This is a genomic window from Thermohahella caldifontis, assembly GCF_041153465.1.
GTDB lineage: Bacteria > Pseudomonadota > Gammaproteobacteria > Pseudomonadales > Oleiphilaceae > Thermohahella > Thermohahella caldifontis.
The window spans coordinates 2,650,756-2,671,509 of the sequence record NZ_CP154858.1 but is presented as its reverse complement, the minus strand read 5'-3'; the positions used below and the strand labels follow the sequence as shown (position 1 = coordinate 2,671,509).

Annotated in this window: 17 protein-coding genes; 11 read left to right on the top strand and 6 right to left on the bottom strand. The window is 64.9% G+C overall.

The window, feature by feature from the left end:
- Positions 1 to 32: 32 nt before the first annotated feature.
- Together AAIA72_RS12890 and AAIA72_RS12885 are read right to left on the bottom strand one after the other, a co-directional pair.
- Positions 33 to 878 (bottom strand): 23S rRNA (adenine(2030)-N(6))-methyltransferase RlmJ, encoded by an 846-nt coding sequence (locus tag AAIA72_RS12890; protein WP_369600716.1) that lies wholly within the window; start codon positions 876 to 878, stop codon positions 33 to 35.
- Between the two features lie 150 nt (positions 879 to 1,028).
- On the bottom strand, positions 1,029 to 1,433 hold the full coding sequence (locus tag AAIA72_RS12885; RefSeq protein WP_369600715.1) for a hypothetical protein: 405 nt from the start codon (positions 1,431 to 1,433) through the stop codon (positions 1,029 to 1,031).
- A 191-nt stretch (positions 1,434 to 1,624) separates the two neighbouring features.
- Here AAIA72_RS12885 and AAIA72_RS12880 point away from each other — a divergent pair, with 191 nt between their 5' ends.
- The 7 genes from AAIA72_RS12880 (at position 1,625) to AAIA72_RS12850 (ending at position 8,831) form a co-directional block, all read left to right on the top strand.
- On the top strand, positions 1,625 to 3,604 hold the full coding sequence (locus AAIA72_RS12880) for a hypothetical protein (RefSeq protein WP_369600714.1): 1,980 nt from the start codon (positions 1,625 to 1,627) through the stop codon (positions 3,602 to 3,604).
- The gene (locus AAIA72_RS12875) at positions 3,601 to 4,698 is read left to right on the top strand and encodes a hypothetical protein (RefSeq protein ID WP_369600713.1); all 1,098 of its coding nucleotides are present in this window, start codon (positions 3,601 to 3,603) and stop codon (positions 4,696 to 4,698) included. Before AAIA72_RS12880 ends, AAIA72_RS12875 begins: the two co-directional genes overlap by 4 nt.
- A gap of 52 nt (positions 4,699 to 4,750) precedes the next feature.
- Positions 4,751 to 5,311, top strand: coding sequence for an RNA polymerase sigma factor (locus AAIA72_RS12870; protein ID WP_369600712.1), 561 nt, complete (start codon positions 4,751 to 4,753; stop codon positions 5,309 to 5,311).
- A gap of 91 nt (positions 5,312 to 5,402) precedes the next feature.
- Positions 5,403 to 5,984 (top strand): anti-sigma factor, encoded by a 582-nt coding sequence (locus tag AAIA72_RS12865; protein ID WP_369600711.1) that lies wholly within the window; start codon positions 5,403 to 5,405, stop codon positions 5,982 to 5,984.
- A gap of 265 nt (positions 5,985 to 6,249) precedes the next feature.
- Entirely contained in the window at positions 6,250 to 7,455 is a 1,206-nt protein-coding gene (locus AAIA72_RS12860) for a S8 family serine peptidase (RefSeq protein ID WP_369600710.1), read from the top strand.
- Positions 7,456 to 7,537: 82 nt separating this feature from the next.
- A complete protein-coding gene (locus AAIA72_RS12855) occupies positions 7,538 to 8,515 on the top strand; it encodes a DnaJ C-terminal domain-containing protein (protein WP_369600709.1) in 978 nt (325 codons plus the stop codon).
- Position 8,516: 1 nt separating this feature from the next.
- Positions 8,517 to 8,831: a chaperone modulator CbpM gene (locus AAIA72_RS12850; RefSeq protein ID WP_369600708.1), complete on the top strand. Its 315-nt coding sequence runs from the start codon at positions 8,517 to 8,519 to the stop codon at positions 8,829 to 8,831.
- A 243-nt stretch (positions 8,832 to 9,074) separates the two neighbouring features.
- Here the strand turns inward: AAIA72_RS12850 and AAIA72_RS12845 are convergent, their stop codons facing one another.
- Complete coding sequence (locus AAIA72_RS12845; RefSeq protein WP_369600707.1) at positions 9,075 to 9,986, bottom strand: DMT family transporter; 912 nt, start codon at positions 9,984 to 9,986, stop codon at positions 9,075 to 9,077.
- A gap of 142 nt (positions 9,987 to 10,128) precedes the next feature.
- On the opposite strand from AAIA72_RS12845, the gene AAIA72_RS12840 reads away from it, so the two are divergent.
- On the top strand, positions 10,129 to 11,010 hold the full coding sequence (locus tag AAIA72_RS12840) for a LysR family transcriptional regulator (RefSeq protein WP_369600706.1): 882 nt from the start codon (positions 10,129 to 10,131) through the stop codon (positions 11,008 to 11,010).
- A gap of 123 nt (positions 11,011 to 11,133) precedes the next feature.
- Entirely contained in the window at positions 11,134 to 12,909 is a 1,776-nt protein-coding gene (locus AAIA72_RS12835) for an iron-containing alcohol dehydrogenase (protein ID WP_369600705.1), read from the top strand.
- A gap of 39 nt (positions 12,910 to 12,948) precedes the next feature.
- Here AAIA72_RS12835 and AAIA72_RS12830 read toward each other — a convergent pair whose 3' ends face one another.
- Both AAIA72_RS12830 and AAIA72_RS12825 read right to left on the bottom strand, forming a co-directional pair.
- Positions 12,949 to 13,494 carry a hypothetical protein gene (locus tag AAIA72_RS12830; RefSeq protein WP_369600704.1) on the bottom strand — a complete coding sequence of 182 codons (546 nt, stop codon included), beginning with the start codon at positions 13,492 to 13,494 and terminating at the stop codon, positions 12,949 to 12,951.
- Positions 13,495 to 13,535: 41 nt separating this feature from the next.
- Positions 13,536 to 14,219 carry a hypothetical protein gene (locus AAIA72_RS12825; protein ID WP_369600703.1) on the bottom strand — a complete coding sequence of 228 codons (684 nt, stop codon included), beginning with the start codon at positions 14,217 to 14,219 and terminating at the stop codon, positions 13,536 to 13,538.
- Positions 14,220 to 14,357: 138 nt separating this feature from the next.
- Between AAIA72_RS12825 and AAIA72_RS12820 the strand changes: the two genes are divergently transcribed.
- On the top strand, positions 14,358 to 17,243 hold the full coding sequence (locus tag AAIA72_RS12820; RefSeq protein ID WP_369600702.1) for an ATP-binding protein: 2,886 nt from the start codon (positions 14,358 to 14,360) through the stop codon (positions 17,241 to 17,243).
- Here the strand turns inward: AAIA72_RS12820 and AAIA72_RS12815 are convergent.
- Positions 17,134 to 18,183 carry a helix-turn-helix domain-containing protein gene (locus AAIA72_RS12815; RefSeq protein WP_369600701.1) on the bottom strand — a complete coding sequence of 350 codons (1,050 nt, stop codon included), beginning with the start codon at positions 18,181 to 18,183 and terminating at the stop codon, positions 17,134 to 17,136. The genes AAIA72_RS12820 and AAIA72_RS12815 overlap by 110 nt on opposite strands.
- Before the next feature lie 285 nt (positions 18,184 to 18,468).
- Here AAIA72_RS12815 and AAIA72_RS12810 point away from each other — a divergent pair, with 285 nt between their 5' ends.
- Entirely contained in the window at positions 18,469 to 20,712 is a 2,244-nt protein-coding gene (locus tag AAIA72_RS12810) for a M4 family metallopeptidase (protein WP_369600700.1), read from the top strand.
- Positions 20,713 to 20,754 lie beyond the last annotated feature (42 nt).

The following is a 20,754-nucleotide window of genomic DNA, read 5'->3' as shown; positions in this document are numbered from 1 at the left end:
TCAATGTTTTTCACGTGGTTCCTGCCTGTTGCTCATTCTGGAATCCAGATCTGACTGCCGGTACTGGCTTCAGCATCTGCCTTGAGTGTCTCCACCAGCCAGTCCCAGCCGGAAGCGATGTCGTCTGCCAGCCGCCAGGGCGGATTGATCAGCACCATGCCGCTGCCCAGCATGCGCTGACGGCTGTCCGCCCCGGGGGTCCGGATCAGCTCGCTGCGCCAGACATGGCGGAGCCCCTGGGCCTTCAGGCCCATGAGCAGATCCCGGTGGTGCGGCACGGCCAGGATGGGATACCAGACCGCGATGACGGCACCCCGCCAACGCCGCAACACCCCCTTTGCCCAGCGGGGGATGCGGGTGTAGTCCGCCTTGTCTTCATAGCTGGGATCCACCAGTATCGCGCCCCGGCCCTGCGCCGGCGGCACCAGTGCGGCGATGCCCTCGAAGCCGTCCCGATGATGCAGGTGACAGGAGCGCACGCCGGCCAGCGCCTGTTTCAGGTGCGTCCATTCGCCCGGGTGCAGCTCACACAGGGTCAGTGCACGCCCCTCGTGCTCGCGTCTGGCCGCAAGCAGTGGCGAACCGGCATACCAGCGCAGCGTCTCGCCATCATTGACCGACCGCTGGACGGACAGATAGCTCCCGAACACTTCCGGTGCATCACCCGCGGCCAACAACCGGACAATACCTTCATCCGCCTCGCCCGTCTTGCGGGCCTGCTCGCTGTGCAGGTCATACAGTGCCCGGCCAGCGTGGGTTTCATACCACATCCAGGGCTTGGGCTTGGCACAGAGGGCATCCAGCACCCGGGCACAGATCCAGTGCTTGTGGACATCGGCAAAATTGCCGGCATGGAACCCGTGCTGATAGCTGAGCATGACATCCTCCCGGTGGCTGCGCCATTGTATCCGCAACCGGCCTGTTGTGCCATGAGAGGACGCACCACGGCCGGCCCGGCGTCACTACCGGCTGACACCATAAAGCCCGGACAGGGCCGGGCTTCAGGCACGGGATTCTCCGGACAACGGTCAGTTGCGGCTGGCGCCCATGGGTTTCGGATGAGCCTTGCCCGGCCCCCGGCACTGGCTGGCCTGGCCGGGAAGCTTCAGTTTGCTGAATACCGGATCCGTGCAGCCCCCTTCCACCACACGACGGACCTCGCCGGGTGCCTTCACCACCTGTGGTGTACTGCCGCCGGGGCCCGCCAAACCGCCGTGGTCTGCACACAGCGCCGGGCCGACTGTCGACAGGCCGTTACCGCTGCCGTTGTAGCTCCAGAGCGTGCCGTCCATGCACTCTATGGCCCAGTGGTTGTCCCGCAGCAGATAGGCAGCCCAGGCATGGGCCTGGCTGGGCACGCTCATGGACAGGGCGACAAGCGCCACGCTGCAGAAAGGTTTGGTGACTGAACGATACAGTTTGCCGATGTTCATGTTCTGATCTCCTCTCGGGTTGAATTACAGGCCCCTGTTTGTGTTGCCTGTTCATCCCCTGTGTCGTCTGCCCGATCAAATCGGTTCAAATTTTTTGAGAAATGTTTGAAAATGAGTCCGACACACTGTCCCCCGCACGCATCCGACGCCTGCAGGGCAGACAACAAGAACAAGACAGGACAACCCGAACCATGACCCGCTCCAGGTTAATGACCGGTCTTTGCGTCGGCCTTCTTTGCGGCGTGGCGCTGGCCGCTCCCCCGCCCGAACCCGAACTCACGGATCCGGACAGCAGCTATTTCTCACCCCGCACGGCCCTGGTGATCCGCCTGCCCGGAAACTTTTCCGGATCCATCGCCAGCTGGTATCTGGAGGTGGATCAGACCGATGTCAGCGCACTGACCCGGCAGACACCGGAGGCACTGACCTACACCCCGGCCATCCCGCTCGCGCCCGGCCAGCATGTGCTGCGGCTGGTGGTGGAAACGGAATCGGGCGAGCTGCGGGAGGCCGGCGTGTGGACATTCGATGTCCGCCAGTCCGCCTGGTTCGAAACGGCAACACTGGAAGGCAGCGCAGATCTGGCCGCCACCTGGCCGGCTGCTCACCACGACCCATCCATGCCCGAACCCGACCCGGAGCGGGAAGGCAGCCTGCAAGTCAGCGGCAGCCTGAACAGCGCCAGCGTCTCGCTGGAAGGCCACACCGGTCTGCTGCACCACAGTAATGCGGACATCATGCCGGAAGACCGGCGTCTCGAACTGGCCGACTCACAGCTCGTGCTGAGTCGGGGTGAACAGCGCCTCATTGCCGGAGATCAGGGTCTCAATGGTAACAGCCTGGCCTTGTCGGAGCTCTACCGCCGCGGGCTGGCCGGCCAGTTCAGCTTGCTCTCCGGCGCGCTGCGGATCGAACCCTTTGTGCTTTCGACCCCGCAATTGTCCGGCTTCGACGGTGGCCTGGGCATTACGCGCCCCGACCAGCGCACCCTGGGCACGCAGGTCATGCTGGCGTCGCAATCCCTGCCCGGATCCCCCTTGCTGACCCTGACCTGGCTGGCCGGCGAGGGCAATCCATCCGGCGATTTCACCTACACGCCCACCTTGGAAAGCCGGGTGCTGGCCTCGGATCTCGTTCTGTCGGTTCCCGGTACGGCGCTGGCCGTGCATGCCGGGCAAGCCATCAGCCGCACGGACTTCGATACCACGGACAGCACCCTGCCCCGCTTCACGGACGAAGCCTACCGCCTGGGCATCCGCTGGCAACCCTCGGCGCCAGAAGACGGTGGCTGGGAAAGCGCAGGGGTGGAGTGGATGCGGGTGCAACCGGATTTCTACAGCCCGGGCAACACCGGCCTGCCGGCCGACAAGACCGGCGTGCTGGGCCAGGCCCGCTGGCAGGGTCCCCGGCTCGGCGTTGAGATCGGTCTGAGCCGGGAGGAAGACAATGTCACGGGCGACAACTCGCGCCCGGTACTGCGCGAGGACCGGGTTTCCCTGCTCGCCTCCCGCAACCTGCCGGACGCGGCATCCGGCGGTGGCCTGTGGCAGAACGTCACCCTGGATACGGGGCTTGAAGCGTCACACCAGCAGCATGTGCACATTCCCTCTGCCTGGGGCGGCTACCCGGTCGACCAGACGCTCAGGGCCCTGACCCTGCAACTGAACGGCAACCCGGACTGGCTGCAGTGGCAGGCCGGCTACCGCTGGGAAAGGTTTGAGGATGACACGGCCGGCGCTGCGGACTATCGCCGCAATCAGCCGCAGCTGAGCCTGACCCTGCCCATACCGGAGGACTGGTCACTCAATGCACGACTGAGCTGGGATCGGACACACCAGTTCGGACCGGAGGCCGTCAGTCGTGCACTGACCACAGGATGGGGCATATCGGGCCGGCTTCCCGATCAGGGGCTCGATCTGGAACTCAGCCATGAATTGAACCGAACGCTGACCGGCGACGCCTCAATGGATGAGTACATCCACACGCTGTCACTTTCCGTCAACAGAACGTGGCAATCCGCACAGGCGAACCAGCCTGCCCTCACCCTCTTTGCGCGGGGCAGCTACCGGGATGACCGCAGTGCCGCTGCCAGCCAGGGTGACGGCTATCAGGTGCTGGTCGGCATCCGCCTGCAATCCACGTTCCGTTACGGTGAGGAGGGAACGCCATGAACACATTACTGCGACGGGTGGCGCTGGCCGCCGCTCTGCTTCTGGCCGGACCGGCCCTGGCCATCCTGGAGGACGCCACGGCCCTGCCGACTGCGCTCAACCTGACCACCAGCGGCCCGGCGCGCCTGCAGGTCATGTGGGTTCTGACCACCGCCGGCGGCGGGAGTGCGGATCAGATCCGGTCCGACAGCCTGGTGATCACGACACCGGGCGGTGCCCGGACCCTGCTGTCCATCCCCAAGAGCATCCGGGTGGACATGGATCCCGGCCAGACCCGCCGCCTGACCGAAGTCATTCAGCTGTCCCGGGGACAGGTCCGCCAGCTCACGCATAGCCGCGACAGCACCGGCCAGCCCTGGCCCTGGTTCGAACTGCGCCGCCAGTTCGCGGACAGCAGCGCCCGGGTGGGCCCGGAGGTCACTGTCAGACTGTATCCCGCCGGCGCGGGCACGGGTGAACTGACCGTATCCCGACTGGACATGCGCTTTGATGACGGCGCCACCGTCCGCCAGATCGCCCGGGGCGAGAGCCTCATGGCCACGGTGGAAATCACGGCCAGTGGCGGCGGCACCCTCGAAGGCGTCTGGGAAGTGGCGGACCCGTCGTCCACCTCTGGCCAGCCGGTGTACCGCATCCTGCGCCGTGACCGCCAGAGCTGGCTGGGACGGACAACGCGCCAGTTCACCAGCCCGGCACTGCCGACCCGGCAACCCGGCCTGCATATCCTGCAGTTTCGCATCCTGCAACCCGAGGCAGATCTTCCCCCTGTCCGGTTGATCTACTATGTGCAGGCCCAGGCACCGGCGGACACTGCTGAGCCCGGCCCCATCACCCTGCAGGAACCGCCTGCAGATGCCGAAATCAGCCGGGACACCCGCTTTGTCTGGCAACCGGTAGCCGGCGCCCAGACCTACCAGCTCGAATTCCTGCTCCCCGGCACGGCGGAAGGCGAACCGGACACTCCCCCCTGGCAGGTTTGCTGCTGCCCGCCACCCGAACTGAAACCACCTTGTCCCGCCCGGTCCTGGAGCGCCTCAATCCGGGCAGCCCCCTGCGCTGGCGCGTGCTCGCCTTTGACGAGGCCGGGCGGCTGATCGGCCGCAGCCCGGCCCGGAGTGCCCGGCGGGCGGCAAACGGATCCACACCATGACCGGGACGACGGACGACCAGGATCGCGCCCTGCTCAGGGCCATGGCCGCCGGAGACGAGAAGGCACTGAAAGCGTTCTACCGGCGGCACCAGCAACGCATTTACGCCTTCGCGCTGCAGCGTCTGGGCGAACCGGCGGATGCCGCCGACGTGCTCAATGACGTCATGCTCACTGTCTGGCACCAGGCGGACCGCTTCGAGGGCCGCTCCCGGGTCACGACCTGGCTGCTGGGCATCACCCACCACCGCATTCTGGACCGGATCCGCTCACGCAAGCGCCAGCGGTGGGAGGCTCTGGACGAGGAGCCGCCAGATGAACGGCCGGATCCCGCCTGGCAGCAGACCACGGACGACGAGTACCGGAAAGGGCTGGACACCTGCCTGAAGGCCCTGCCGGCGGCCCAGCGTGATGTGGTGTACCTGGCCTTCGTGGAAGAACATGGCTATCCGGATATCGCGCGCATCCTGACCGTACCGGAAGGCACCATCAAGACACGGATGTTCCACGCCCGCAAGGCCCTGAAAGCCTGTCTGAAGCGACTGGGGCTGATGCAATGAACCATTCCCGCCTGCACAGCGACTTACAGACAGAGCTGCCGGAAACACACCGCTTCCCGGCACGCATGACTCATTGAGAAGGAGCCCTGCCATGCACAGCGAAACCCGCGATCATCCCACCGATCTCCTGCCCTGGTGGGTCAATGGCACGCTCGCAGGAGAGCAATACCAGCAGGTCAGCGATCATCTGGCAGCCTGTGGTCACTGTCAGGAGGAAGTGGCCTTTCTGCAGACCGTCAGGGATCAGCTCAGGGCCAGGCCGCTTCCGGATGCCGGCGAACTGGGCCTGCAGCGCCTGTTGCGGGAAGTACGCAAGCCCGTCATCGCCCGGCGTAAACAGTATCGCCCCTGGGCCATTGCCGCCGCCCTGGTCATTGCCGTTCAGGCCGCATTGCTGACGCTGTACTGGCCCGGCGCCACCGACACGACCCTGCAACCCCTCTCTGCCGGTACACCGGCCCAGGCACAGGTTGTACTGCAGGTGGAGTTCCGCCCGGAGGCCACCCACCGGCAGATCAGCGCAACCCTCCGCGCCGTGCAGGGACGGATCATAGATGGCCCCGGGGCGCTCGGCATCTACCGCATTGCACTGCCGCCGGGTACCGACGTGGAACAGGCCATCCGGCAACTCCGGGCCGCTGAGGACGTGATCCGTCATGTGGCACGGGACTGAGGCCATCCGCCAGTGGCTGACGCTGCTGCTGATTGCGGTCAGTCCCCTGGTGTTCGCGGAACGGGGGAGCCGGCTCCGGGCAGCACGCCGCTGACAGCTGCCGGGACAGCCACGATACGGCCTCTGCCGGCAGGCCCGGCACTTCCGGACACGCACAGTCAGGCGACGCAACTCCCGGGACGTGCCCCGACAGGACAACCTGCTCCCATGTCCGGCACCCCCGGCGATACCGCTGTCCCCCGCCCCCCCGCCGGTGGCCGAGCCCATGGAACCCGCACCCCAGGCACCGGCCCCGCCACCGCCGGATCGTCCCCGGCCCGATACATCCGGATCCTTGTGGCCGGCAGGCATGCCACCTTTGACCCCGGCGCGCCCGGCAGCCACCCCGGCTCCGGCAGCCGACGTACCGGACCGTGAGCCGGGCATCTGGCTGGTCACGTCCGCCGATCTGCCTTCGGCGCGAACACTGGAAAGCCGGCTCCGCCAGCAGGGCTGGACCCTGCACCGCAGACAGGTTCTGCGCAACCTGGGCATGGTGGTCAGCACCTTCCGCCTGCCGGACGGCACAACGGATGAGGACGCCCGGGCCCTCGTTGCCACCATTCGGCCGGAAGCGGTCCAGGCCCCCAATCACCGCTATCTGCCGCTGGGCCGTGCCGGAGAAGGCCGCATCTATGCCGCGGAACTCATGGGCTGGCCCGCAGACCGCACAGGATGCGGAGACAGCGCACGCATCGGCGTTCTGGATGGCGCCCTGCCCCAGTCTCATCCGCTACTGGCCCGTACAGCCCTGCACCCCGTGCTGCCCGCCGGCATGCCCGGGGGCGGGGAAGATCATGCCCTGGCCGTGGCCAGCATTTTCAGCGCCCCGGAGACCGGGCTGGTGCCCGCTGCCCGTCTGTTCTGGGTGCCGGTGCTGAGGCGGCAGAACGACGCCGCCGACACCCTGGCTCACTGGGTCCTGGACGGTCTGGACTGGCTGGCGGGGCAACAGGTTCAGGTCATCAACCTCAGCCTCGGCGGACCGCCCAATGCACTGCTGGAGGTGGCCGTAAAGCAACTGATCGCCCGGGACATCGTCATTGTTGCCGCGGTGGGCAATCAGGGGCCGGACCATCCCCCGCTCTATCCCGCCCGCTTCCCGGCGGTGACCGGCGTCACCGCGGTGGACGCCGCACTGCAGGTGTTTCGTGACGCCAATCAGGGTGATGGCGTGGACTTCGCAGCCCCGGGCGTGGACCTCTGGCTGCCGCGGACAGATGGCCACGCCTATCAGTCCGGCACCTCCTGGGCCGCCCCTCACGTCGCCGCACTGATTGCCTGGTACCGGGCCGCAACCCACGCCACAGCGTCCGCCACGCATCAATGGCTGATCAACCACGTGCAGGATCTGGGCAGGCCGGGCCCCGACCCGGTCTACGGTCACGGCCTGCCCCGCTTCAGCGGCACCTGCAGCCGGCCCGGCCATTGAAAAGAATTGCCCGGCAGGCATTGAACTTCCGCGCCGTGCCCCCACGTTTAAGGTCAGAATTGACATTGAAAAGAGGTACTGCATGGAATTCAAGGACTACTACAAGATTCTGGGAGTGTCCGAACAGGCCAGTGCCGACGAGATCAAGAAAGCCTATCGCAAGCTTGCACGCAAGTATCACCCTGATGTGAGCAAGGAAGACAATGCCGAGGAACGCTTCAAGGAAGTGAACGAGGCGTATGAAGTTCTGAAGGATCCGGAAAAGCGGGCGGAGTATGACCAGCTGCGCAAGCTGGGGGCCTTTGATGCCAATGGCCAGTTCCGGCCGCCGCCCAACTGGGAGTCCCACGCCGGATTCCGCGAGGGAGGCTTCACCGGTGCAGGCGCTCAGGGCGGATTCTCGGATTTCTTCGAGGAGATCTTCGGCGGCGGTTTCGGCGGCTTCAGTGGCGGCGCCCGGAGTGGCGGACGCCGGCAGCGCACCGTACGCATGCGCGGCGAGGATATCCATCACCGCATACCGCTGTTTCTGGAAGAGGCCTATCATGGCGGCGAACGCCAGATCGAGTTCGTGGTGCCCGAGTTCACCGCGGACGGTTATGTGGTGCACAAGCCCAGGCGCCTCAAGGTGAAGATACCGGCCGGCGTGCATGACGGCCAGCGCATCCGCCTCAAGGGTCAGGGGGCACCGGGCATTGGCGGCGGCGAGCCCGGCGACCTGTTCCTGGAAGTGGAACTGGCGCCCCATCCGCTTTACCGGGTGGAAGGCAAGGACATCCATCTGGATCTGCCTGTCGCCCCCTGGGAGGCGGCGCTGGGTGCCAGCGTCGAAGTGCCGACGCTGTCCGGCAAGGTCCGCGTCAGGATTCCGGAAGGGGCCACGGCCGGCCAGAAACTCCGGCTGCGCGGCAAGGGGCTGCCGGGCAAACCTGCGGGCGATCAGTTCTGTCACCTGAAGATCGTGGTGCCCAAGTCCCACTCCGAGGAAGCCAAGGCCCTGTATCGCAAGCTGGCCGAGGCAGAACGACATTTCGACCCGCGTGCGGAACTGGGGGTGTAAGATGGCAACACATATCGTAATCCGGACAACGCAAGGCGACGAGGACACCTTTACCCTGCGCGAGGTCTGTGAACGCAACCACGTGCACGCGGAACTGGTGATGAAACTGGTGTCCTACGGCATCGCGGAGCCGCGGCCCGGAGACCGGCCCGGACAATGGCTGTTCAGCACGCGGGATCTGGCCCGAATCCGCCGGGCGCTGAACCTGATGCACGATCTTCAGGTCAATGTGCCCGGTGCGGCCCTGACGCTGGATCTGCTTGACGAACTGGACAGCCTGCGACGTGAAGTGGCACGGCTGAGGCGGTTGCTCTGACCGCCTCCGGCCGCCTCGGTATTCCCTTACCCGACACCGTGGAAATCCCCTACTGCATTGCCGGGTTTTCTGATCAACAATGAACAGGTGTCAAGTCATGGGTTCATTGGCACGATGGGTGGTCAGACGGGCAACCGTCGGCACTCCATACCCTCTTGCAAGTCCTTGAAGCAAGCACATAGGTGCTCTCCTGATGCGGGAACCGGAAGGCGCAATCCGATCCCGCTTTTTTTGTGTCCCCACTCAGGCCGCCACACGCCGCCGCCAGAACATCAGCCTTTCCGGACGCGCCATCATGACCACATTGCCCAGCACCACCAGCACCATGCCGGCCAGACTTTCCGGCGTCCACTGATAGCCCTCGAACAGGGTGGACAGCCCCAGCGCCACCAGCGGAAACAGCACCATGGCATAGGCGGCCTTGTCCGCACCGATGCGGCCGAGCAGGGTGAGGTAGGCCCCGAAGGCCAGTACGGAACCGAAGAGCGCCAGGTACACCAGTGAACTGACATAGGGCAGCGTCCATTCAAAGCGCAAGGGCTGGCCACTGAGCAGCGCCCAGCCCAGGGTGAGCAGCGCACCGTAGGCCATGCCCCAGGCATTGGTCTGCACCACGGGCAGACCTGCCGCCTGATTGCGGGCCGAGATCACATTGCCCAGCGACGCAATGTAGGTGCCACCGAGCCCGAGCAACATGCCCGTGAGCGCTTCCGAGCGCCCCTCCAGATGCATCAGTTCCGGCCAGAAAACCAGTGCAATTCCCAGCAGCCCCATGGAGGCCCCGCCCAGCACGGCCACCGTTGTCCGGCGACGCAGGAACAGGGCACCATTCAGGATATTCATGAAAACGATGGTGGAGAACAGCACGGCAATCAGGCCGCTGGTGAGTCTTTCCGTGGCGAAATACACCAGCACATAGTTGAGTCCGAACAGGAACACACCCTGAAGAAATATCCAGCCATGCGCGCGCCGGTCAAAGCGCAGGGGCACCCCCTTCCACAGACACCAGCCCATGAGCATCAGGGTCGCCAGCGCAAACCGCCAGCCGATGGACACCGTCTCCGGCACCGAACCCAGCTGAAAACGGATGGCAAAGAACGTGGATCCCCAGATCAGGACCGTGGCGAGATAAAGTACCGCCGAATGGCTGAGCATGCCTGTCTCCCATACCCGAAAACCGCCCGGTGTCCGGGCACCTCCGGCGCGGTCTGTCGCGCCGCCTGTCTCATTTATACGCCGCTGTTGTCCATTAGTGAAACGAATTATACTTATGAAAATCATCACGGAATCTAATGCCATGAGAGACATCGACATCGGTCTGCTGCGCACCTTCCTGACGGTGGTGGAAACCGGCGGCATGACACCGGCAGCCCGGGTTCTGAACATGACCCAGGGTGCCGTGAGCCAGCAGATCCGGCGCCTGGAGGACCTGTTCGGCATGGCCCTGTTCGAGCGGCGCCACAAGCATCTGGTGCTGACACCTCAGGGAGAGCGCCTGCATGCCCGCGCCGCCAAGCTGGTCAGCCTCAACGATGAAACCTGGCTTCAGATGACCCAGCCGGGATTCACCGGCGAAGTCCGTCTGGGTGTGCCGCCGGATATCATCCGCCCGCTCATGCCGGCCATCCTCAGGCGCTTCAGCCGCGAATGCCCGCAAGTGCAGATCACCCTGGTGAGCGAGGGCACCCCCTGCCTGCTCAAGGCCCTGCACAAGCGGGAACTGGATGTGATCCTCACCACGGAGTTTGAAGCCGCCGCCCCCGGAGACACGCTTCTGACCGACCCGCTGGTGTGGATCGGTGCGCCGCGCGGCGAAGCCGCCTTTCAGCGACCGCTACCGGTTTCGCTCGGTTCCGGTGCCTGCGCCTTCCGCGGACAGGCCGTCGCCGCCCTCAACCGTGCCCGGCTTGACTGGCTGGCCGTGTGTGACGTGGGAAATCTGGAATCCATCCTCGCCACCGTGGAAGCGGACATGGCCGTGGCCACCTACATGAACGCCTTCATTCCCCAGGGCTTGGAACGCGTGCCCGACGAGGCCGGACTGCCGCCCCTGCCCCTGTGCCACGTGAACCTGAGGCTGCCGGAGTCGGGTGCTTCGCCCCTGGCCGAAGCCCTGGCGCGCACCATCCGGCAAGGCTTTGCAGCCAACCAGTTCCGGGCTGCCAGCGGGCAGAACTGAAGAAAAACCCTTCTCACCCCGGTGGACGGCATGGACGTCGCAGACAGGGGCTGATAAAGTAACCAATCAAGCGCTTGGTTGAGCACATTGCACACCACAACAAGAACAACAGGGGAAAACACCATGCAGCTGGCCGACTTTTTCGAATTTCACATGCCCACCCGTGTCCTGTACGGCCCGGATCTCATTGACCACCTCCGCGATGCGGTCAGCGAGTGGCAGGGGCGCCGGGTCATGCTCATCACCGACCGGGTACTGGAGGAACTGGGCCTGGCGGAGCGTGTGCGACAGGGTCTGACGGCCGCCGGCATGGTGGTGCTGGACACCTTTTCGGAAGTCCCGCCCGACTCCACCATCGACACGGTGGAAGCCTGTGCCCGGGCCGGACGGGCATGCAAGGCGGACGCCCTGGTGGCCCTCGGGGGCGGCAGTGTGCTGGATACGGCCAAGGTGGCCAACCTGCTCATGGTGCGCGGCGGTCAGGCCACGGATCACATGGGCGCCTACATGCTCGGCCAGACTGCCCTGCTGCCGCTCATGGCCATCCCCACCACCGCCGGCACCGGCTCGGAGGTGACCAAGGTGGCCATCATCGCAGACCCGGAACAGGGCATGAAGCTGCCTTTTGCCGAAACCCAGTTTTTCCCCGATGTGGCCATTCTGGATCCGACCCTGACCCGCACGCTGCCACCGCTGCATACCGCCATCACCGGCATGGACGCCCTGACACACGCCATCGAAGCCTACGTGTCCCGCGAATCACAACCCGCATCGGACGCCCTGGCCCTGTACGTAATCGAACAGATCAACCAATGGCTGGTTCCGGCCTGCCAGAACCCGGACGATCTGCAGGCCCGGGGGGCCATGCTGGTGTGCAGCTGCCTGGCGGGCATGGCATTTACCCAGAGCATGGTCGGCATTGTCCACGGCATTGCCCACGCCCTCGGCGGTCACAGCCACATTCCCCACGGGCTGGCCAATGCGCTGGTACTGCCGGAGGGCATGGCCTGGAACCTGCCGGCCGCCCCGGAACGCTGTGCACGCATCGCCGAGGCCCTGGGGCTCGGCCTGCCCCATCCCACGGAGGTGGCGGCACGCTGGCTGCGCCTGACCCCGCTGCGCGCCCTGGCGGAACCCCTGCAACGTTTCCGGCCGGCCGAACGCTGGCTGCAGATGCGGCTGGGCGAGGCGGCCATTGAACGCATCCGCCAGCTCAACCGTGAACTGGCCGCGGTGACGGGCATGCCGCTGAACCTGAAGGACGCCGGACTGGCCGCACTGGATGACGCGGTCCTCGAGACCCTGACCGGGAGTGCCCTGGCGGACGGCTCCATGCTCTACAACCCGCGCGAGGTGGATGCGGAGGCTGTCCGGCGCATACTCAGGCGCCTCCACCAGGCCCGTACCACGCCCCTGGAACCGGCCCGGGGCTCCCGCGACGGCACGGACGCGGATCCGGCGCATGGCGGCAAGCGCCGGTCACGCTTTGACTCCTCGGATACCCTCTACGACGTTCTGGGCGCCTTCTACGAACGCCTGCTCACGGACCCGGAACTGGGCCCCAGGCTCGCCGGTGCGGATCTGTGCGTACGCTTCGTTTACGAGGAACCGGATGCCGTGGTGACCCTGGATGGCCACGAACAGCCACCCCGCCTGGTCCTTGGTCCACCACCGGCTGACATGCGCGAACCGGACGTGACCCTGTACATGAAGGCCGATTTTGCCCACGAGTTCTGGATGGGACGGGCCAACCTGATCCGTGCCCTGACCCGCCGCCAGGTCCGTTCTCGGGGCAACGTGCCTCAGGCGGTCCGGCTCCTGCCCATTCTCAAGCCGGCATTCAGGCTGTATCCGGCCTATCTGCGTGAGCGGGGGCTGGACGCGCTGCTCGGCGCCTGACAACGGGGCTGACGACCGGCATCCCCGGGCGGGGGAACCTCAGGCCGGCTGCGCCAGGCGTCGCCAGACCTCGTAGAGAATGCGGGCATCGCCGGCGGCCCGGTGCTCGGGAAGATTCAGGGTCTCGATCACCTGCTGCCGCATCAGCGGCCAGCGCTTCACCTGAGCGGCCGTCAGCAGGCTGGAGATGGATTCCAGTTCAAAGGTGGGTTCGGAACGGCAGGCCCGATACAGACGGTGAAGCCAGAAGCAGTCAAACGTCCAGGCATCGCAGTACACGGTCAGGCCTTCCAGCCGCGCATTCAGTGCCTCGACAACCTTGCAGGCGTTCACGCCCTCGTCGAGCAGCTGCCGGCGCGGGATGCCATGCACCCGCTCGGCCTCTTCCGACCACTCGTTCCATAGCGGTGCGGGGCGGATCAGCCAGCTCTCCACATGGCCCCGTGCATCACAGATCCCCACCTCGATGGGATAGCTCTGAATCAGGTCGAGACTGGACGCCTCGAAGTCCAGGAACACAGGCGGCAGTACGCCGGGCGCCGGGCTGGCCAGGGGCTGGGTCTTCTTTGCAATGGGCGCCGTCATCGTGACTGTTCTCCCTGTGCTGCACTGCGGGAATGCGCAGGTCATTCCCCGGGTGCAGACGATTGTGCGACGGGTGCGTCGGCCTTTTCAATCAGCCATCCGGACAGGGCCTGCACACCGGGTCCCCCGATCGGGGTGTAGATCAGTGTATCACCTGCCACCTGAGGCCAATAGACAAGCATACGTTGATGACCGTTCTGTTTCACATAGTAGATTACCGTGAGCATGCCCGGCTTTTCATCCACCAGATAACGGATGAAGGCGGCATCCGGATGCTGATCCAGCGCAATGCCGATGGCTGCCTCAGCATTCGTAAAGCGGGGGTCCTGCATCAATGCCCGGGTCAGCTCGTCACGGATGCGGATAAACCTGGGGTTGTGCACATCCAGCAGGGCACTCTCGATGTCGGTCACCTCATCCGCCACCTGTGCCGGTGCCGGCAGGGTATAGCCTGAGCCCGCCATCAGACCCGCCGCCGGTGGCGGCAGATCCTCGATCCCCAGCCGCTGCAATTTATCGAGCTGGGTTGCCGCGAGCCAGCCCCAGCCCACGCTGGTGACCAGCGCAATCATGCCCAGCACCCGCCGGACCTGCGTGGTTGCGGGCGCGGGCACCATCTGTGTCCTGAGCATGCGCAATCCGGCCACCAGGCAGGCCAGTGCCAGGGTCATGGACAGCGCGAAGGTCAGCAGTCGCAGCAGGTGTGGCAACTCGTTCCCGGACATGAGCCCCTCCCCCGTTCAGGGTGTTTTATTCTGGTATAGCAGAGAAGCGGCACTTTTGCCTGTCTTGGATTACAATTGACCCTGTGCCTGACGGAATCTTTGCGGGAAGTGCCGCATCATGACAGGGAACCCATCCACGTGACCACCCAGACAGCCATGACCGGACCGGAAGAAGGGTTGCGCGTCACCGCCACCAATCTGGCTGCGGGGGCCCTGCTCTGCCTGCTGATTGTCCTCGCCCTGCTGCCCGCAACCCCCAACCCGCTGCGCGGGCTGCTGGTGGTGCTGGCACTCTTCATGGGCGCCGCCATTGGTCTCAACGTGGCGGGGCAAACACGCAGCGGCCGCGGCCTGTTTCTGCTCACCAGTTTCTTCTGCGTCTTTGGTCTGTCCACCGTACTGGGGCCGGAATCCGGCGTCATGCTCTGGTACCCCGTGGTGATGCTCGCGGCCTACACGGCCTTTGACGAACAGCACCGCTCCCTCTCCCACTGGCTCGTCGGCCTGGCCCTGACTCTCGCCACGGCCGACATTCTCCTGGAGGTGCATCTCCCGGACACCTGGCTGGAAGGCGTCTCCCCGCCGGACAGCCTGCGCTGGCTGCTGGTGCCCGGTGCAGTGCTGACCGGCGCCCTGCTGATCCACGCCCTGATGAAACAGGTGGAACAGTCCCGGCGGGCCCTGGTACGCAGCCATGAAAAGCTCGAAGCCATCATCACCACCATGAACGACGTGGTCTTCGAGGTGGATGAAAAGCTGAACGTCCTGAACATCTGGACCGCGGATGAGCGTGCGTTGCCCTATCCCCGCAGTCTCTATGAAAGCATCCCGCCGCGGGAGCTGCTGCCGGCTGCCCTGTATTCCCTGTTTGAGCACCATGCCCGCCAGGCCCGCGAAACCGGCCGGTCCGTCACCTTTGAATATCTCTCGCCCACCAACGGCCGTTTCTACGAAGCCAGCATCATTCCCCTGCGCTCGGCCGACGGGGGACTGCGCTATTCCGTTGCCCTGCGCGACCGCACCCGGGAACGCCAGCGCTCCCAGCGCATGCACATCAATGACGAGATCATCCGCAAGAGCTGGACCGCCGTGCTCTTCGTGGACCCCGAGGGCATCATCCGCTATGCCAATGATGCCGCTCACCAGCTTTACCACATGAATCAGCACGATACCCTGACTGGCCGGAATCTGAGCGAGTGCATGGGCGAGAATGCCGCCGGGCGTCTGCTGGCCGCACTGCGCAGCCGCAGCAGCCACGAGGGGGAGCTGGAACAGGCCCGTCCGGATGGCAGCACCTTTTCCGCGTGGATTGCCGGCTCCGCCATCACAGACGAACATGAGGGCCTGCTGGGCTATTCGCTCTTCGTACGGGACAACTCCCAGGAGAAGGAAGCCCGCACGCAACTGCTCATTTCCGAGCAGCGCTTCCGCTCCATGACCGAGCACGCGCCGGGGGTGGTGTTCGAAGCCCAGGCCTTCCGCTCGCTGGACGACTGGATGTTCACCTTCATGTCGCCCCAGCTGGAAAGCTCACTGGGGCTTTCCGTCCAGGCGGTTCTTGACGACAAGAATGTGCTCCTGGAACGTATCCCGGAGCCCGACCGGCAACCGGTTCTGAACGCCCTGCGCGATGCGGCCCGGGGCCTCAGGGGCTGGCGCCAGGAATTCCGGCTGCGGGTGGGGCCCGGTGACGAGCGCTGGATCCGGGGTATCTCCACCCCCATTCGCTGGGACCACAGCAGCGTGGTGTTCCACGGCATTCTCATGGACATCACCGGTGAAAAGCGCTACCGGGAAATGCTCCTGGAAAAGAAGGCCCAGGCGGAAGCCATCAGCCGCATCAAGAGCGATTTCCTTTCCACCATGAGCCACGAGATCCGCACGCCACTCAATGCCATCATCGGCCTGGCGCACCTGTTGCTGGAAGAATCCCCGCGCGAGGATCAGGTGGACAATCTGCGCACCCTCGCCTTCTCCGCCCAGAGTCTGCTCAGCCTGATCAACGACATTCTCGACTACTCCAAGATCGAGGCCGGCAAGATCGAGCTGGAGCAGACGCTCTTCAGCCTGCAGACGCTGGTGGACAGCCTGATGAAGGCACACACCCCGCACGCCCGGGAGAAAGGCATCCACCTGCGAAGCAAGCTGGACGAACGGCTGCCCGCCCATTTTCGCGGAGACCCCACACGCCTGTCACAGATCCTCAACAACCTGCTCAGCAACGCCATCAAGTTCACCCATGACGGCTGGGTGGAACTGCGCATCGAGACGGCCCCGCCCCTGCCGGCTGCGGGCACCAACCTGACCACCCTGTGCCTCAGCGTGACCGACACCGGCAGCGGCATCCCGGCGGACAAACTGGACCACATCTTCGAGCGCTTCACCCAGGCAGACGAGAGCATTACCCGAGCCTACGGGGGAACCGGACTGGGACTGGCCATCACCAAGGGGCTGGTGGATGTCTTCGGGGGCCGGATCGAAGTGGACAGCGAACCGGGCATCGGCTCCACGTTCCGGGTCCTGTTGCCGCTCGAACCCGTGTCCGCAGAGGCCGTGTCCGACGCACTGCCGCCGGCCACACGTACCGACCTGCTGCGCGGCAAGTCGGTTCTGCTGGTGGATGACAACCGCGTCAATGTCATGGTCGGCACCAAGCTGCTCAAGCGCTGGGGTGCCCGTGTCACCACCGCGCTGAATGGCCTGGAAGCCATCGAGGTCTGCCGGCACCAGCACTTTGACCTGATCCTGATGGATCTTCAGATGCCCCTGATGGATGGCTTCGAAGCCAGCCGGATCCTGCAGGAAGAAGGACTGCTCAACGGCGCACGCATCATTGCCCTGACCGCCGCCACAACGGATGAGGTCCGACAGGAAGCAGCGGAGTCAGGGATTCACATCATTCTGGCCAAGCCCATCAATCCGGATCAGCTGGCAGTGTCGCTGCAACAGTTTGCTGCCGGTGAGACCGGACATGACGGGTCGCCTGACGGTAATCCGTCGGCGCACACTGATACCAGCGTCTGAAGGCCCGGGTGAAGTTCGCCGGCTCCGCAAAACCGAGGCTGAGCGCGATGTCCGTCACGCTGGCATCGGTGTGACAGATCAAATGCAGCGCCTGCTCCCGGCGCACCTCATCCAGCACATCCCGGTAACACAGCCCCTCCCGGGACAGATGATGCTGCAGGGTGCGCGGACTCATGCCCAGAGCTTCCGCGGCCTGATCCAGACCCGGGTCGCTGCCCAGCCGGTCACGCAATACGACAGCCAGGCGGTCTGCCGTGCGCTGGCGTCCCAGCGTGCGGAAATAACGGTCACACAGCCTGAGGCTGTCCACCATCAGCGCCGGATCACCGCCCGGCCGCCAGCGGTGCATGGATGCCGCGTCCACATACACGGCGTGTTCGGAACTTCCCCAGGCAACAGGGCATTCAAGGCGATCCGCCCAGGCGTGATAAGGGGCTGAACAACTGGCCCGGGTCGTTACCCGCAGCGGCGAGGCCTGCCCCGCCGAGAGCACCCGAAGCGTCCGGATCGCCAGCGACAGGCAGGTTGCCGGGATCAGGGGGTGCAGGGTGTGACGATCGGGAATCCGGATGATCAGCGCGTACCCTTCGGGCACCTCTTGCAGGCGCAACCGGACCACATTGGACAGGGCCATGTCATACCGGCAGATGATCCGGCCCGCATCCAGCAGCGTCGGTGCCGCCATCAGTGCATAACCGAGGGCGTGGTAGGTGGTCAGGTCCAGCCGGGACACCGCACAATGCGGCAGCGACTGTCCCGGCAGCAGGCGGGCCGCCTGTTCGAACAGCCGGTTGACCTGCATCACCGATACGGGCATGAGCGGTCGCGACACCCAATCGGTCGGGCGCATGCCCGCCAGCAAGGCATCCGCCGGCGCACCCGCCTGAACGAATCCTTCAAAACACATCCGCACCCAGTTGGAAAGGATCACGCCCTCCATTGTTCACTGCTCCCTGTATAACATTGCAGTCAAGTGTACACCGGCAACATCGGACAACAGTACCGGGAATCCCCCGTACACCGATTGGCCGATACGGTTCGGACAATTTACGACAACCTGATAATCAGTTCCGTTTAGTCCGTCCCAATTCCGTCACAAAAACGTCCAATCAGGGCATCCAGGGACAAATTGTCTTCATATCAGGACAAGCGTACCGCTTTTCGATTCGATACATTCCGCGTCGGAAACCTTCCGAAAGGCAACAACAGGACAGGAAAATTCACCATGAAAAGAAAAGCGATTGCACTCGGCGTGGCCATGGCTGCCGGCACCCTCGGCTTCGTGGCCCTGGGGCCCGGTTTCGGGCCGGATGTGCTGGCCAGCGCACAGCCCGGTACGGCAGACACCCCATCCCTTCCGGAACAGACCGGCACGGCTTCCGCCACAGCTTCCGGAACTCAGCACAGGCCGCCAGCCATCCTCTCGGCGGCGGATCTGCCGGTTCGTCCCGGTGATGACACCTACACGGTTCCGGCCCAACCGGCGGACACCTCCTTCAGCCAGGCAAGCTGGGCGACAGCGGATACCGCAACACCCAGCCGCGGCTTCTTCCTCAAACCGGCCGATGACGAGCCCGTGGTCGCTCCCGACGCCCATGCGGCCAAAGCGCTGGTACTGGGCGCAGCCGGTGCCCTGATCCAGGCCGGCCCGGGCGATGACCTGAGCCTCAGAACATCCAAGCTCGATGAGCAGGGCAACACCTTCTACAAGTTCACTCAGACCTTCCGGGGCGTGCCCGTGTTCGGACGTGAAGTGGTGGTGCAGACCAGCGCAGCAGGCGAAGTGGCCGCCGTCACCGGCGAGTTCCAGCCCGCCCTGCAGGTGGATACCACGCCTGCGCTTGACGCCCCCCAGGCCATGGAGCAGGCGCTCGGCGCGCTGCCCAACCGGGTCGGCGAGGCCAAAATCATCCAGTCCCCCGAACTGAATGTTTATGTGGATGGCCAGGACAAGGCCCACCTCACCTGGAAGGCCACCGTGGAATATACCTCCTCCACCGAAGGCTACCGGGTCGAGGAAATCTTCGTGGATGCCCATTCCGGCACGCTGGTGGAGCGGCTGCCGCGGATCTTCTCCGCCCTCCAGCGTGACACTTATACGCTGAACCGGACCTGCCTGAACGACTGGAACATGAACCGCGCCCTGCCCGGCCGCAGAGTCCAGCCCGACAGCGACACCCACGCCCGTGACGCCTGGACGAACAGCGGCTACACCTATGCCTTCTACAACAAGCTGTTTGACCGGGACTCCCTGGATGGCCGCGGCCTGCCGCTGATCAGCAGTGTGCATGCCCTCTTCGCCGGGCCGGGCGGCGGTTGCTCCGGGGACAACGCCATGTTCACGCCGGACCGCAACCAGATGATCTACGGTGACGGCGGCAGCTATCTGAGCAATCCGGCCGGCGCCCTGGACATTGTGGCTCACGAGCTGACGCACGGTGTCACCAGCTTCGAGAGCAACCTGATCTATCAGAATGAATCCGGTGCCATCAACGAGGCGCTTTCCGACATCTTTGCAGCCGGCGCGGAAGCCTACCGTCTCTCCGGCGGCACGCTGACTCAGGCACCCGGATCGCTCAAGACCTCCCAGCGCGTCTGGCATCTGGCCGAAGGCAGTGTCCGTCAGGGCCAGTTCATGCGCAACATGGCCGATCCGGCTGCAGACGGGCAAAGCCGCGACAGCTATCCGTCACGCTACACCGGCAGTCAGGACAACGGCGGCGTGCACATCAACAGCGGCATCATGAACCTGGCGTTCTATCTGCTGTCCGAGGGCGGCAAGCATCCGCGCGGCCGCACACAGACACAAGTGAGCGGTATCGGCATCAGCAAGGCGCTGAAGATCTACTATCATGCCAACGTCAACCTGTTCACCTCCAGCACCAACTTCTCCGGCGCGCGCATGCGCCTGGCCCAGTCCGCCGAGACCCTGTTCGGCAAGTGTTCCGCCGAGTGGACTGCCGTGCACAAGTCCTTTGATGCCGTCGCCGTGCCGGGTTCCTGGACACCCTGTTCAGGTGGCGGCAATGGTGGTGGTTCCAACGGCGGTGGCAATGGTGGCGGAGACAACGGCACACCCCCCTCTTCCGGCCTCAAGGTCACTGGTGCGCGCGCCTCCAGCCAGTACAGCAGCAGCTGGGGTCCGCAGAACCTCCATGACGGCACGACCCGTGCGTGGGCCTCATCCACCATCTACAACACTTACAACCAGCAATGGGTCATGCTGGAGCTGGACACGTCCCGCACAATACATGACCTGACCTTCTACTGGAGCGGTTACAACTACGCCGGTCAGTATGATGTCTGGGCCTGGAATGGCAGTCAGTGGCAGTATGTCACAGGCTACGACCAGTATGCCCCGGCGAACGTGAAACTGCCGGTCAACGTCCGCACCCAGTACGTCCTGGTGACCATGCGCTACGGCCAGTACGGACGCTGGTATATCCTCAAGGAACTGGAAGTCGAGTAACCTCCTCCGCCCGGCCGGCTTCCGGCCGGGCATCCACAAAAA

Bases quoted from the DNA above. Each gene is read 5' to 3' on its own strand.
- AAIA72_RS12810 (WP_369600700.1), top strand. From the start codon at position 18,469: ATGAAAAGAAAAGCGATTGCACTCGGCGTGGCCATGGCTGCCGGCACC.
- AAIA72_RS12875 (WP_369600713.1), top strand. From the start codon at position 3,601: ATGAACACATTACTGCGACGGGTGGCGCTGGCCGCCGCTCTGCTTCTG.
- AAIA72_RS12835 (WP_369600705.1), top strand. From the start codon at position 11,134: ATGCAGCTGGCCGACTTTTTCGAATTTCACATGCCCACCCGTGTCCTG.
- AAIA72_RS12825 (WP_369600703.1), bottom strand. From the start codon at position 14,219: ATGTCCGGGAACGAGTTGCCACACCTGCTGCGACTGCTGACCTTCGCG.
- AAIA72_RS12890 (WP_369600716.1), bottom strand. From the start codon at position 878: ATGCTCAGCTATCAGCACGGGTTCCATGCCGGCAATTTTGCCGATGTC.
- AAIA72_RS12860 (WP_369600710.1), top strand. From the start codon at position 6,250: ATGGAACCCGCACCCCAGGCACCGGCCCCGCCACCGCCGGATCGTCCC.
- AAIA72_RS12885 (WP_369600715.1), bottom strand. From the start codon at position 1,433: ATGAACATCGGCAAACTGTATCGTTCAGTCACCAAACCTTTCTGCAGC.
- AAIA72_RS12845 (WP_369600707.1), bottom strand. From the start codon at position 9,986: ATGCTCAGCCATTCGGCGGTACTTTATCTCGCCACGGTCCTGATCTGG.
- AAIA72_RS12855 (WP_369600709.1), top strand. From the start codon at position 7,538: ATGGAATTCAAGGACTACTACAAGATTCTGGGAGTGTCCGAACAGGCC.
- AAIA72_RS12865 (WP_369600711.1), top strand. From the start codon at position 5,403: ATGCACAGCGAAACCCGCGATCATCCCACCGATCTCCTGCCCTGGTGG.
- AAIA72_RS12830 (WP_369600704.1), bottom strand. From the start codon at position 13,494: ATGACGGCGCCCATTGCAAAGAAGACCCAGCCCCTGGCCAGCCCGGCG.
- AAIA72_RS12870 (WP_369600712.1), top strand. From the start codon at position 4,751: ATGACCGGGACGACGGACGACCAGGATCGCGCCCTGCTCAGGGCCATG.
- AAIA72_RS12880 (WP_369600714.1), top strand. From the start codon at position 1,625: ATGACCCGCTCCAGGTTAATGACCGGTCTTTGCGTCGGCCTTCTTTGC.
- AAIA72_RS12850 (WP_369600708.1), top strand. From the start codon at position 8,517: ATGGCAACACATATCGTAATCCGGACAACGCAAGGCGACGAGGACACC.
- AAIA72_RS12815 (WP_369600701.1), bottom strand. From the start codon at position 18,183: ATGGAGGGCGTGATCCTTTCCAACTGGGTGCGGATGTGTTTTGAAGGA.
- AAIA72_RS12840 (WP_369600706.1), top strand. From the start codon at position 10,129: ATGAGAGACATCGACATCGGTCTGCTGCGCACCTTCCTGACGGTGGTG.